This is a genomic window from Polynucleobacter paludilacus (assembly GCF_018687595.1).
Classification (GTDB): domain Bacteria; phylum Pseudomonadota; class Gammaproteobacteria; order Burkholderiales; family Burkholderiaceae; genus Polynucleobacter; species Polynucleobacter paludilacus.
In genome coordinates, this window is sequence record NZ_CP061298.1 from 1,010,637 (window position 1) to 1,025,198 (window position 14,562).

Below are 14,562 nucleotides of genomic sequence, written 5' to 3' on the forward strand. Positions count from 1 at the left end.
TAGATTAATTCAGCAGTAGATGTAAATTCTGTAAAGAGTACACCTCAAGCGACTCATTTCCGCCATGCTGAGATGCAAGCAAACCATCCATCACCGCACGCGCAGCACTAATCGTGGTGTAGTAGGTAATCCCTTGCGCCTGAGCACTGGTCCGAATCGAACGTGAATCCGCAATGGCAGCCCGGGTTTCATCCACTGTAGTAAATACCAGGGAGATTTCACCGTTCTTAATCAAATCCACAATATGTGGACGACCATCTTTTACTTTATTCACTACTCGAACAGGCAATCCAGCCGCTTCAATTGCTGCTGCGGTGCCTTTGGTAGCAACCATTGGGAAGCCCAGTTGATGTAATAACTTAGCGACTTCAACTGCCTTCGCCTTGTCACTATCCTTGACAGTCAGAGCAACCGTGCCCGTCTTAGGCAACTTCGTTCCAGCACCCAGTTGAGATTTGAAGAGCGCCTCACCAAAGGTTTTACCGACACCCATAACCTCACCTGTGGAGCGCATCTCTGGCCCCAAGATTGGATCAATGCCAGGAAATTTATTGAATGGGAAAACGGCTTCCTTGACAGAGAAATACGGTGGCTTCACTTCAGCCTCAATACCCTGCTGGTCGAGTGATTGCCCCACCATGCAACGGGCAGCAATCTTAGCCAGCTGCAAGCCAGTAGCTTTAGAGACAAAAGGAACGGTCCGGGAGGCGCGGGGATTAACTTCAAGCACATAAATCACATCCAGACCATTGACATTCTGAATCGCAAACTGGACGTTCATTAGACCAACTACATTCAAACCTTTTGCCATCGCAGCAGTTTGACGCTTGATCTCACTTACAGTTTCCTCAGAGAGAGAATACGGTGGCAAGGAACATGCAGAGTCACCAGAGTGAACTCCAGCCTGCTCAATATGCTCCATCACTCCGCCGATAAATACCCGCTTACCGTCGCTGATGCAATCCACATCACACTCAATCGCGTCATTCAAGAAGCGATCTAAAAGCACAGGAGAATCATTAGATACTTTGACAGCTTCACGCATATAGCGTTCGAGATCTCTGCCATCGTGCACGATTTCCATTGCACGACCACCCAAAACATAAGAAGGACGAACTACCAATGGATAGCCAATTTCTTCAGCGAGCTTGAGTGCCTCATCTTCAGCGCGTGCGGTGCGGTTAGGTGGTTGACGTAAGCCCAAATCTTGCAGAAGTTTCTGGAAACGCTCACGATCTTCAGCCGCATCAATCATGTCAGGCGAAGTACCAATAATAGGCACACCATTCTTCTCAAGATCCAATGCCAACTTCAAGGGGGTTTGACCACCATACTGGACGATGACGCCCTTAGGCTTCTCTTTAGCGACAATCTCTAAAACATCTTCAAGCGTCAATGGCTCAAAGTAGAGACGATCAGAAGTGTCATAGTCAGTAGAAACAGTTTCTGGATTACAGTTCACCATGATGGTTTCAAAACCATCGTCACGCATGGCCAGCGCAGCATGGACGCAGCAGTAGTCAAACTCAATACCCTGACCGATGCGATTGGGTCCACCACCGAGCACCATGATCTTGTCACGATTCGTTGGATTTGACTCGCACTCACCATGCTCAGCTTCATAGGTGGAATACATATAAGCAGTATTAGTAGCGAATTCTGCTGCGCACGTATCTACCCGCTTATAAACAGGGGTGACTTTGAGACGATGACGTGCAGAGCGAATGGATGATGCATCGACGCCGAGTAATTTAGCGAGTCTGCGATCCGAGAATCCCTTCTGCTTTACAAAACGCAGTTCTGCTGCTGACAGGCTATCGATCTTGCGCTGCTTAAGCTCAGTCTCCATGGTAATGAGCTCTTCAATTTGCTCTAAGAACCAAGGATCGACTTTAGTTTCAGCGTAGATCTCATCTAAACCCATTCCCATCCGGAAGGCATCAGCCAAATACCAAATACGATCAGGGCCAGGCTCACCAATTTCTTGAATGATGTCGTCTAAATCAGTAGACACTTCATCTAAACCATCTACCCCCACCTCAAGACCACGTAGGGCTTTTTGGAAGGACTCTTGGAAGGTGCGGCCAATCGCCATCACTTCACCAACGGATTTCATCTGAGTAGTTAAACGTGAATCTGCTTGCGGGAACTTCTCAAAAGCAAAGCGAGGAATCTTGGTCACGACATAGTCGATTGACGGCTCGAAGGATGCAGGTGTTGCACCACCTGTGATGTCATTCTTGAGTTCATCTAAGGTGTATCCGACTGCCAACTTGGCAGCAATCTTCGCGATTGGGAAACCAGTCGCTTTAGAAGCCAATGCAGATGAGCGAGATACCCGTGGGTTCATCTCAATCACAATCATGCGCCCATCAGCTGGGTTAATCGAGAACTGCACGTTTGAACCGCCAGTATCTACGCCGATCTCGCGCAAGACCGCAATCGATGCATTACGCATGATTTGATATTCTTTATCGGTCAAGGTTTGAGCAGGTGCGACCGTAATCGAGTCACCGGTATGAACGCCCATCGGATCTAAGTTTTCAATCGAGCAAACAATGATGCAGTTATCAGCACGATCTCGCACCACTTCCATCTCAAATTCTTTCCAACCCAAGAGCGACTCTTCAATCAGCAGTTCGTGGGTCGGTGAGAGATCTAAACCGCGTTTGCAGATTTCTTCAAACTCTTCGCGGTTATAAGCAATACCACCGCCTGATCCACCCATGGTGAATGATGGACGGATCACTACCGGGAAACCGGCGCTACCAGTTTCTTGTTGAATGCGTTGCTGTACTTCATGAGCTTCATCTAGCGAATGGGCAATCCCAGACTTGGCAGAGCCTAGACCAATTTTGGTCATCGCCTCTTTGAACTTTTGACGATCTTCTGCCTTATCAATTGCCTCAGGTGAAGCGCCAATCAATTCACAGCCGTATTTTTCTAATACACCGTGGCGATGTAAATCCAGTGCACAGTTCAATGCGGTTTGACCACCCATCGTTGGGAGAATCGCATCTGGCTTCTCGGTAGCGATGATGCGCTCTACCACTTCCCAAGTAATCGGCTCGATGTAGGTTACATCCGCCATCTCGGGGTCGGTCATGATGGTCGCAGGGTTGCTATTGACCAAAATCACTTTGTAGCCCTCATCACGCAATGCCTTACAAGCCTGCGCTCCGGAATAGTCAAACTCACAAGCTTGACCAATCACAATCGGGCCAGCACCAATAATCAGAATGCTCTTAATGTCGCTACGCTTAGGCATTATTTGCCTCCTTTGTTGCTGGCATTCATGAGCTCCACAAATCGATCAAACAAATACGCAATGTCATGTGGTCCAGGCGAGGCTTCTGGGTGGCCTTGGAAGCACAAAGCGAGTTTATCTTTCCAAGCCAGGCCCTGTAATGAACCATCAAATAATGAAATGTGTGTAACGCGCACGGTATCGGGCAAGGTATTGGGATCTACCGCAAAGCCATGATTCTGCGAAGTGATTGCAACGCGCCCACTATCTAAATCTTTAACGGGATGGTTAGCGCCATGGTGACCAAACTTCATCTTCAATGTCTTAGCGCCAGCGGCCAATCCCATAATTTGATGTCCTAAGCAAATACCAAAGGTTGGCACGCCCTTCTCAATGATTTCTTTGGCAGCCGCAATCGCATAATCGCATGGGCCGGGATCGCCAGGGCCATTAGAGAAGAACACGCCATCGGGATTCATAGCCAATACCTCTGCAGCACTGGTTTGTGCAGGAACTACAGTGAGGTCGCAACCACGTTCAGCTAGCATGCGCAAAATATTGAATTTCACACCAAAGTCATAGGCCACTACTTTTTTGAGAGGCTTACTTTGCTCTAAGCTGCGATAGGCTGGCTTGCCATCAGGGCCATGCAATTCCCACTCGGCTTCACGCCATGGGTAGGATTTCTTAGTTGTAACTACCTTTGCTAAATCTAAACCAGACATCCCTGGGAAGGATTGCGCCAACTGCAAGGCCTTTTTACCTAGGGCCTCAATATCGTCGCCCAACTTGCCAGCCACAATGGCACCAGATTGAGCGCCCTTATCACGCAAGATGCGGGTGAGCTTCCGAGTATCAACGCCGGAGATGCCCTGTACCTTGGATTTGGTCAGATAGTCTTCGAGACTACCTTCAGAACGGAAGTTCGAGACCCGTCTGGATAAATCTTTAACGACTAGACCAGCAGCATGAATTTGGGTTGACTCCGCATCTTGAGCATTGACTCCGACATTACCAATATGCGGGTAAGTCAGCGTGACAATTTGACGCGAGTAACTGGGGTCAGTAATGATTTCTTGATAGCCAGTGAGTGCAGTATTGAAGACTACCTCCCCAACGGTTTCGCCGGGAGCGCCAATACTATGGCCTGGAAATAAAGTGCCGTCGGCTAGAGCCAACACGGCGGGAGGAAAAGAAGGAAGCAAGGGTGACAAACCATCTCCAGTCCCTGCTCCATCCGACGCTCAACACCTCACAAAAGACTACCCCGAGGCTGTTTTTGCGGGAGGTGAGTGTCTTTAAGCGCTAGGGTAATTATTGAGTTTCGAACCTTGCAATGATACCAGCTCGTTCACCCCAAAAGCAGAACTGCGCCCCTCCTCCCCTGGTCATTAGGCTGGCAGGCACCTTAATTAGGACTTAATAGGATTTTGCTCAATAATTTGCTTGATTTGCGCCAAGACCGTTTGGTCTTCCATGGTGCTGATATCTCCAGGATCCCGACCTTCAGCAACCGCTTGTAGTGCACGACGAACTATTTTTCCTGAACGGGTTTTAGGCAAAGCCGTCACGATATAGACCCTGGCTGGACGCGCAATGGCTCCCAACTGCTGATCTACTGTCTTCATTAACTCCGCCTCTAGCGTCGCCACATTAGAAGCATCTTTTGGGATCGCAAAACCAATCGCAACTTGACCTTTTAGCTTGTCCTCAACACCCACCACGGCCACTTCAGAGATATTCGGATGGCTAGAGAGCGACTCTTCAATCTCACGCGTGCCTAGCCGATGTCCAGCCACATTAATCACATCATCGGTTCGACCCAGGATAAAGAAGTAACCGTCTTTATCTTTGATGCCCCAGTCAAAGGTGGAATATATTGTCTTACCCGGAATCGTTTCCCAATACGTGCTGACAAAGCGCTTATCGTCGCCCCAAACCGTTTGCATGCAACCTGGAGGCAAAGGCCCTTCAATCGCAATCACCCCTTTTTGGTCGGGACCGAGCTCTGCAGAGCTCGCATCATCGAGCAACTTCAGGTTATAGCCAAAGGAAGGGACGCCCGGCGAGCCAAACTTATGGGGCATCACTTCAACGCCACGTTGTATAGCCAGCATGGGCCAACCTGTTTCGGTTTGCCAGTAGTTATCCACAATCGGCTTCTGAATCGCATCATGAATCCAGCTTGCGGTTGGCTCATCCAAAGGCTCGCCTGCCAAAAACAGGGCACGCAAACTCGAGAGATCATATTTACTCAAAAATGCGGGGTCTTGCTTCTTCAGAACCCTCACTGCGGTTGGCGCAGAGAACATCACTGAAACTTTGTATTTCTCAACCAACTGCCACCAGATACCAGCATCGGGACGCAACGGTGTGCCCTCATACAAGATGGTTGCCATGCCATGAATCAGTGGCGCATAAATAATGTAGCTATGCCCCACTACCCAACCAATGTCTGAGGTACAGAACATGGTCTCGCCGGGCTTGCCACAAAAGATGTGGTTCATGGTGGAAGCCAACGCAACGGTATAGCCGCCGGTATCGCGCTGCACACCTTTAGGTTTACCAGTAGTGCCCGAGGTATACAAAATGTATGAAGGGTGAGTCGAGTCAACCCACTCGACCGGCACGATATCGTTCACATGGTTTTGACGCTCTGTGGCGTAATCTAAGTCGCGTCCTGGAACGGGTATGAAATTCACCAAGCCTCGATTCACAATCAACACCTTTTCAGGTTTGGCGGTTGCTAAGGCAATCGCCTCATCTAGTAATGGCTTGTACGGCACCGCTTTACCACCACGCATTCCTGCCTCAGCAGTGATGATCATTTTGGGTTTAGCGTCATCAATTCGAGAAGCTAAGCTATGTGAGGCAAAGCCACCAAAGACCACAGAGTGAATTGCACCGATACGAACACAAGCCAGCATTGCAAAGCAAGCTTCGGCAATCATCGGCATGTAAATTAATACACGATCGCCCTTCTTCACACCATTGGCCTTCAGAATCGCGGCGAGCCGATTGACCTCTTCATACAACTCTTGGTAGGTATAGGTTTTTTCGATATTCGTTTCAGTAGACACTGCGACCAAAGCAGTTTGGTCGGCTCGATCTTTTAAGTGACGATCTACTGCGTTGTAGCAAAGATTGGTTAAACCGCCTTCAAACCATTTTGCAAATGGTGGGTTTGCATAATTGAGAACGGACTGAAATGGCTTTTCCCAATGAACTAATTTGGCCTGCTCTCCCCAGAAACCATCCGGATCTTGAATAGAGCGTTCATGATGCGCTTTGTAGGACATGTTTAACCTGACAGTAAAAAAATTCCTGACACTCAGACTAACAAGAGGGTTCTCTTAGTTGCTAGAGGTCTTAATGGAATCTTTTTTCGCAGATTTTGCAAGTCCTGTCGATGCGGATTTATGCTGAGTTGCAGCCTGATTGGAGGAGGAATTACCCTTAGACGCCACTTTAGTATCCTTGGCGTTTTTAACTGCTCCCTTACCGGCTACACCTTTCTTGGTCTTTTTAGGGGGTGGCGGTGGCTTCTCCAAGCTCAGGCTGGCAGTCTCTGCAAGAGCAACCGAAATATCACCTGGGCGACGGCTTGTCTTAGGAATGATGACGGTAGACCCCGCCTTAATTCTCATCCCCTTGGGAATGCCATTGATCTCCCGCAAGGTAGCCAAATCCACGCCCAAACTTTGCGCAGTAGCCTCAGCGCTTTGGGTTTGCGCCACCTTCACAGCCGTCCATGTGGACAGGGGCTTGTTGTATTTTTTGAGGTTCTCTTGATAAACCTCTGCATGTCCGAAAGGCAAGAGTATTTGCTGATTGGCTGCACTGAGAATCACGGGCTTATTAAAAGAAGGATTGAGCGTCTTAAATTCATCGACAGACATTTCAGCCAACTTGGCAGCAAGCGCAACATCAATATCGTTATTGACATCGACCGCAATAAAGTAAGGATGATTCTCCAAGGCAGGCAACGTTACCCCAAATGCACTTGGGTCTAAAACCAGAGCGCGATAAGCCATCAACTTAGGCACATAGGCTCTGGTCTCTAGAGGCATCGTTAAGCTCCAATAGTCTGTTGGCAAGCCAGCAGCCAGATTTCTTTTTTGGGCCTTGAGAATATTGCCCGACCCCCAGTTGTAGGCTGCCAATGCCAGCTCCCAACTGCCAAATTGAGTATGCAGACGATTTAAGTAATCAAGCGCTGCATCGGTTGATTGCAAAACATCGCGTCGTTCGTCACGGAAGACATTCTGAGTTAACTGAAAATCTTTTCCAGTCTTAGGCATAAATTGCCAAATGCCCATGGCCTTAGCGCCTGACTTGGCTTGCGGATTAAAAGCACTCTCTACAAATGGCAGTAAGGCCAGTTCAGTCGGCATATTGCGCGCATTGACTTCCTGAACGATATAAAACAAATAAGGTGAGGACCGCTTCATCGAGCGTTGCACGTAATCTGGCCGACTAGCTAACCAAACCGTTTGATCAACAATCAGTGGTGAATCCACTGGCTCCATTTGAAAACCATCTCGAATGCGAAGCCAAAGATTGTCTGAAGGTGCACCTAAGTCACTGACGTTTTGCTTATTTAAATTGACGCGGGTTGCTCGGGATAGCTTGGTGCCTCCTTTGGTGGGAGTATCGGAGGACCAATCACCCGTAGCGCAACCTGTCAGCACAGCAACCATCAAGATTGCCACATAGGGCCAACGGATCAAAACCGATCCTTCCAAGCTCGAATCACCGCTAATACATGGGCCGGACTCGGTAAGTTTGTCTCACCAGAAATCGCCATCGCTGAAGCAACTACCTCAGCCTGGTTACAGCGCATGAAGGGATTGACTTGTAATTCATGGCCAATGGTTGTTGGCAAGGTAGGCAAGCCTTTCGCTCGCAAGGCTTTTGCCCTCTCAGCCCAATCGATCAAGTTGGTATTGTTTGGCTCTACAGCCAAAGCAAAACGGATGTTCGATAAGGTGTACTCATGGGTACAAAACACGAGCGTGTTTTTTGGCAAGGCCGCAAACTTGGCAAGTGACTCACTCATCTGGGTAGGAGTGCCCTCAAACAATCTCCCGCAACCCGATGCAAACAAGGTATCGCCACAAAACAGCATGGGCTCAAGCACATTGGCCTGCATGTTCGCAAAGTAGGCAATGTGGCTCAAGGTATGTCCTGGCACTTCAAAGACCTTGAGACTTAAGCGTGGATGGGCAATCTCTACCTTATCCCCTTCTAAAAGTCCTTCGGTTCTACCTGAGATATCAATGCTCGCTGGACCATAAACCGGAATTGGATGCGGCTTCATGGCGTCAATTAATTGCAATACACCGCCAGTATGATCAGCATGATGATGGGTAATGAGGATGCCTGTTAAATGCAATTGCTTTTCAGTCAGGTAATCTAAAACGGGTGCTGCATCACCTGGATCAACCACCAATGCTGAGTGACCATCATGGATACACCAAATATAGTTATCCTCGAATGCAGGGATGGGCCAAACCTGTAATAAAGTATTCTTGTCCATAGACTCATGATACCAACCCCGACCCCCCCTTCCCAAGCCCCCGCACCACCATGGAGTTCATGGGAAAAATGGCTTGAATCACCCCCGGGAAAGTATGTCCTAAACTGGGAGCAGCGCTGCTTTGATCAAATCGTGGCCGACGTTTTTGGTTTTCATGCTGTCCAAATTGGGTTACCGCAGATCAACTCCCTAGCAGAAAATCGCATGCCATTGCATGCCTTATTGATTGGTCGTCATGACACTCAAGAAAACTTACCTTCGGCGCAATGGCACATCATTGAAGGTGAAAATCATGAGCTCCCTTTTGCCAGCGAGAGCATTGATTTATTAATTCTTCCGCATGTGCTCGAATTCGCTGCAGACCCTCATCAAGTTCTGCGTGAAGTAGAACGCGTGCTTCGCCCTGAGGGTCGACTGATTATTTCTGGATTCAATCCGGCCAGCATTTGGGGAGTGAGGCAGTATCTCAGTCGCCTAATTGGCAATCCTTACCTGCCTCGAGACGGGCAGTTCATTGGGCTGATGCGGATTAAAGACTGGCTGCAATTACTCAATTTCTCTTTAGACCGCGGTCACTTTGGCTGCTATAAATGGCCGCTCCAGAGCAAGAGCGGTATGGCACGCATGGATTTCTTGGAGTTGATGGGTAACCGTTGGTGGCCTATTTTTGGGGCCGTATTCTTAATCTCGGCGATCAAAAGACAAGCTGGCATGCGTTTGATTGGTCGAATCCCCAGCAAAATTCTGCCGGCAATCCAGCAATTGAGTCCGGCTGCAGAGCGAAATCAGCTAAAGTCCAAATAAACCTCATCAGCCAACCATGTCAGATACTAAACACGCTCACCACATTGTCATTTATACCGACGGAGCATGCAAAGGCAATCCTGGCCCCGGAGGCTGGGGAGCAGTGCTGCGCTCGGGCGGTCATGAAAAACACTTACATGGCGGTGCAGAGCACACTACCAATAATCGCATGGAAATTAGCGCTGTCATTCATGCGCTCAAAGCCCTGAGGCAGGCTAGCTCAGTAGAGCTCTGGACGGACTCCCAATACGTCCAAAAAGGGGTAACCGAATGGCTAGAGGGATGGAAAAAGCGAGGCTGGAAAACCGCTAGTAAAGAGCCCGTTAAGAACGCTGACCTGTGGCAAGAGTTGGACGAATTACTACCCAAACACCAAATCTCATGGCATTGGGTCCGGGGACACAACGGCGACCCCGGCAATGAACTGGCTGATCAGCTCGCGAATCGTGGGGTCGAAGAGTACCTGCCCTAGCTAGCCCCTAGCTTAGAAGCCTTTTTTAAGGGGTTTATGAGAGAATGGTCGGATTCTGAGAACTACTAAAACTGCCTTCGAGACCGTGTCCAAAATTCAACTATTCGTTAGCAAACTTCCCCCCAAGCTTCAGCCCATTGCCCAGAAATGCGTTGAGCAGTTGCAAAGACTTCAATCTCAGGTCGAGGAAAAACTGCGCCCCTACTGGGAAAAGTATTCGCCCCAAATAAAGCAACTGGATTACGCTCAAATCAAGGCCTTTGTTCTCAAGTACAAATGGCGCATCATTGGGGTTCTATTTGTGCTTTACGCTGGCTCGAAGATCGTCAATTATTTCTTCCCCGCTGCTGACAAAGTCGGCGGACCAGTCACTGTCACGACGGTCCTAGTGGAGCCCAAAGACGTGCCCCTAGTCATTGAAGCCACCGGCACGATTGTTTCAAACAATATCGTTGATATTCGCCCCATGATCACCAATACGGTTGCGAAAATTTTGGTCAAAGATGGTCAAGAGGTGAAAGCAGGTGACTTGCTGTTTCAATTGGATGATCGCAATGACAAAGCCAATTACGACAAGCTCAAAGCACTGGCAGATGACGCTCAAAGCCAGTATTTACGAGCCAAGGAACTGGTTGCCAAAAACTTTATTTCTAAAGCAGGTTTAGAAACCTCGAACGCTAACGCCAAGTCCGCCCTTGCCGCTGCTAAAGCCGCTGAAGTCCAGCTGTCTTTTGATTACATCCGCTCACCGATTGATGGTCGTGCTGGTATTGTGAACGTCTTCCCTGGCTCCTTGGTACAAGCAGGTAATGTGGTTTCCACCGCCACGAATTCAACTGCTACTTCTAGCGTTGGCTCCATGGTCACCATTACCCAACTGAACCCCATCAATGTGCAGTTCATCATCCCAGAAAAAGATATCCCCACGGTCTTAGAAAATCAGCTTGATGGAGACGCGCTCACTGTAAAAGTCACAGTAGGCGATGCTAGCAAGCGCATTTATGAGGGCAAGGTATTGGTGGTAGATAACCAAGTGGATCCATCAATTGGTGCCGTGCGGGTCAAGGCTCAGATCCCCAACGATGCAATGACCTTGCTCCCAGGCCAGTTTGCCCGCGTATTTTTAGAAGCCAGCACCCTCAAAGGGGCTCTGCAAGTTCCTTCTCAGGCCATCATTCTGAGTCCCAATGGCAAAACGGTTTACATCGTAGATCAAAACGATAAAGCGGTTGCTAAGCCTGTCAAGGTTCTCTATGAATATCAAGGTCAAGCAGTGGTGGATGGTATTGCTGCGGGGGATCGGGTTGTCGTTGAAGGCAAACAAAATCTGCGTCCTGGTAGCAAGATTAGAGAATCTAAGCTTGCTATCCAACCAGTCAATCCTAGCTAAATAGAGGTCACATGACGTTATCCGAATTATGTATTCGGCGTCCCGTAATGACGGTACTGCTCTCAGTATCGACCGTCATCGCCGGTGCTGTTGCCTATCTCCATATTCCTGTTGCTGCGCTTCCTAGCTTTAACTCTCCCGTTATCTCGGTTAGCGCATCTCTACCAGGCGCATCACCAGAGAATATGGCAGCCTCGGTTGCCCTGCCCTTAGAAAAAGAGTTCTCAACGATTGATGGCATTACGGTGATTAGCTCAAGCAACTTTCTGGGCACAACCAGCATCACTCTCGAATTTAATAACGATCGAGATATCGACAAAGCCGCAGTAGACGTTCAAGCTGCGCTCTTGAGAGCTCAAAAGCGTCTGCCGATTGAGATGACATCTCCACCGTCTTATCGAAAAATTAATCCTGCTGACACACCCGTTCTGGTGGTGCGGATGAGCTCACCCTCCATGAATCTCTCTGACCTCAACGACTACGCAGAGAATTTACTATCACCCAATCTTTCTACTATCAGCGGTGTTGCACAGGTCATTGTGTATGGCGCCAAACGTTATGCCGTTCGCATCCGCGTCCATCCAGATGCATTAGCGAACCGCAACCTGACGATGGATGACGTGGCTACTGCTGTGAATAAAGCCAATACCAATAGTCCGGTTGGCGTTCTAGACGGCCCTCGTCAGTCCATCACCATTTACGCCAACCCACAACTGGTCAAGCCTGAAGAATTTGGCAACCTCATCATTAGCCAAAAAAATGGCTTGCCAATTTATCTGCGTGATATCGCAGAAGTCAGCCAGAGTTATGAGGACGTCAAGACCTGGGCAACCTCTGGCGGCGAACGCTCGATCGCGATTGCTGTATTACGTCAGCCAAATGCCAATACGGTCGATGTTGTCAATTCGATTAAAGCCCTGCTTCCTCAATTGCAAAAGCAGATGCCCAGCTCAATCAAATTAAGTCTTTTAAACGACCGCTCAATATCCATCTTGGAATCAATTCATGATGTGAACTTCACATTGGGTCTGACAGTCCTGCTAGTAGTGCTGGTGATTTTCCTGTTTCTAAAACATATCTCGGCGACCATCATCCCAACGGTTAGCATGCCGATCTCTTTGATAGGCGCCTTCTTCCTGCTCTACTTTATGGGTTATAGCCTGGATAACATTTCACTACTAGGTATTACGCTAGCAGTAGGCTTGGTGGTCGATGATGCGATCGTAGTACTTGAAAACATCATGCGCTATGTCGAAGAAGGCATGGATCCACTCAAGGCATCCCTCAAGGGCAGTAAAGAGGTGGGGTTCACCATCATCTCGATCTCGATTTCATTGGTTGCTATTTTTATCCCCCTCTTCTTCATGGCGGGTCCAATTGGTTTGCTCTTTAGGGAGTTTGCTGTAATCGTAACCCTGTCGATTTTGGTATCGGCCGTTGCTTCCCTGACGATCGTCCCCCTGATGTGTAGCCGCTTCCTGCCAAAACCGGGTGAGCACCCTAAAGAGTTTGAAATTAATAAAAAGTTTGATCGTATTTTTGATTGGATGCTCAAAACCTATATCCACTATCTCGACATGGCTCTTCGCAATCGCAAGAAGGTCCTGTGGGGGGCTATCTCTACTTTTGTGATCACGATTGTTTTATTCATCTATACACCTAAAGGCTTCTTCCCCGAGGAAGATATTGGGCAAATCTTTGCCACTACCGAGGCCTCAGAGGATATCTCCTTTACCGCAATGCTGGCACTCCAGGATCAGGCCGCTGCAATTGTGAATTCCGATCCCAATGTAGATAGCTCCATCTCTGTGATTGGTGGTGGCGCTAGCTCTGGCACAAATACAGGCCGTATTTTTATTATTCTTAAACCAAAGGGTGATCGACAAAAAATGGCACAGGTCTTAGAGGGCTTGCGTGCCAAATTCAAAGAGCTGCCTGGCCTTCAGGTCTATATGCGCCCAACTCAAAACCTTCAGCTGGGAGGTAAAAGTAGTAAGAGCCGCTATCAATTTACCTTGCAAAGCGTTGGCTTTGAAGGTGTCAATGACTGGGCTGAGAAGCTCATGCAAAAGATGAAAGCTGACCCCTTATTTCGTGATGTGACCAGCGACTCTCAACTGAAGGGCTTGGATATTCAGATTGAGATCAATCGAGAAAAGGCTGCTAATGCTGGTGTGACGATTGCTGATATTCGGACTGCGCTCTACTCTTCATTTGGCGAGCGTCAAGTTTCGACTATCTATACACCTGTCAATACCTACTACGCCATCTTGGAAACAGCCGCTGAAGACCGTCAATACGAAACCGATTTGAATAAAGTCTATGTTCGTGGTCGCGCTACCGACAAATTGGTGCCACTATCGAGCGTTGCTAGCTTTGTGCGCAAAGTTGGACCCACTGCGGTTAACCATCAAGGCCAGATCCCTGCGGTCACACTCTCCTTTAACCTGGCGCCAGATGTTTTCTTGGGCGATGCCACTAAAAAGATTGAGTCTTACTGCCGCGAAATTGGTTTACCCCCTTCTATCATCACCAGTTACGGCGGCGATGCTGCAGTATTTAAGAGCAACCAATCGGGTCAAATTATTTTGATTCTGGCTGCCTTGGGTGTGATTTACATCATCCTCGGTGTTCTATACGAGAGCTACATTCACCCCTTAACCATTTTGGCAGGATTACCCTCGGCAGCGATTGGTGCCATCCTAGCGCTGCGTCTCTTTGGCTTTGAGCTCACCGTGATCGCATCGATTGGCATCTTGCTCTTGATTGGTATTGTGAAGAAGAATGCGATTTTGATGATCGACTTTGCTCTGCAGGCGCAACGAGGTCAAGGTATGACTCCAGAAAAAGCGATTCGTGAAGCCTGTATCTTGCGCTTCCGCCCTATCATGATGACAACCTTTGCTGCCTTGATGGGCGCCCTACCGATCGCTCTGGGTCTGGGTGCAGGCGCTGAACTTAGACAACCGCTAGGTATTACGGTTGCAGGCGGCTTGATCTTCTCTCAATTTGTGACCTTGATTATTACGCCCGTGATTTATCTCTACCTAGATAAATACGCAGGCAACGGGCCCATGGAAATTCCGGAATCTGTTTTAGAGGGAACCTAA

At 48.6% G+C, this 14,562-nt stretch carries 9 protein-coding genes; 4 read left to right on the forward strand and 5 right to left on the reverse strand.

Annotation, left to right across the window (positions count from 1 at the left end):
* Positions 1–4: 4 nt before the first annotated feature.
* The 5 genes from carB to gloB all read right to left on the reverse strand — a co-directional run bounded on the left by carB (position 5) and on the right by gloB (position 8,786).
* Positions 5–3,268, reverse strand: a complete 3,264-nt coding sequence (carB, locus tag AOC06_RS05380) for a carbamoyl-phosphate synthase large subunit (RefSeq protein WP_215379261.1) — start codon at positions 3,266–3,268, stop codon at positions 5–7.
* A complete protein-coding gene (carA, locus tag AOC06_RS05385) occupies positions 3,268–4,452 on the reverse strand; it encodes a glutamine-hydrolyzing carbamoyl-phosphate synthase small subunit (RefSeq protein ID WP_215381841.1) in 1,185 nt (394 codons plus the stop codon). The genes carB and carA overlap by 1 nt, the downstream gene beginning before the upstream one ends.
* A gap of 207 nt (positions 4,453–4,659) precedes the next feature.
* Positions 4,660–6,546, reverse strand: coding sequence for a propionate--CoA ligase (locus AOC06_RS05390; protein ID WP_215379264.1), 1,887 nt, complete (start codon positions 6,544–6,546; stop codon positions 4,660–4,662).
* A gap of 54 nt (positions 6,547–6,600) precedes the next feature.
* Positions 6,601–7,977, reverse strand: coding sequence for a transglycosylase SLT domain-containing protein (locus AOC06_RS05395; RefSeq protein WP_255879891.1), 1,377 nt, complete (start codon positions 7,975–7,977; stop codon positions 6,601–6,603).
* A complete protein-coding gene (gene gloB, locus AOC06_RS05400; RefSeq protein WP_215379267.1) occupies positions 7,974–8,786 on the reverse strand; it encodes a hydroxyacylglutathione hydrolase in 813 nt (270 codons plus the stop codon). Before gloB ends, AOC06_RS05395 begins: the two co-directional genes overlap by 4 nt.
* A gap of 132 nt (positions 8,787–8,918) precedes the next feature.
* Here gloB and AOC06_RS05405 point away from each other — a divergent pair, with 132 nt between their 5' ends.
* The 4 genes from AOC06_RS05405 to AOC06_RS05420 all read left to right on the forward strand — a co-directional run bounded on the left by AOC06_RS05405 (position 8,919) and on the right by AOC06_RS05420 (position 14,562).
* Positions 8,919–9,590 carry a class I SAM-dependent methyltransferase gene (locus tag AOC06_RS05405; protein ID WP_255879892.1) on the forward strand — a complete coding sequence of 224 codons (672 nt, stop codon included), beginning with the start codon at positions 8,919–8,921 and terminating at the stop codon, positions 9,588–9,590.
* A gap of 16 nt (positions 9,591–9,606) precedes the next feature.
* Positions 9,607–10,062: a ribonuclease HI gene (gene rnhA, locus AOC06_RS05410; protein WP_215331060.1), complete on the forward strand. Its 456-nt coding sequence runs from the start codon at positions 9,607–9,609 to the stop codon at positions 10,060–10,062.
* An 85-nt stretch (positions 10,063–10,147) separates the two neighbouring features.
* A complete protein-coding gene (locus tag AOC06_RS05415) occupies positions 10,148–11,452 on the forward strand; it encodes an efflux RND transporter periplasmic adaptor subunit (RefSeq protein WP_255879893.1) in 1,305 nt (434 codons plus the stop codon).
* A gap of 11 nt (positions 11,453–11,463) precedes the next feature.
* Positions 11,464–14,562, forward strand: a complete 3,099-nt coding sequence (locus AOC06_RS05420; RefSeq protein WP_215292499.1) for an efflux RND transporter permease subunit — start codon at positions 11,464–11,466, stop codon at positions 14,560–14,562.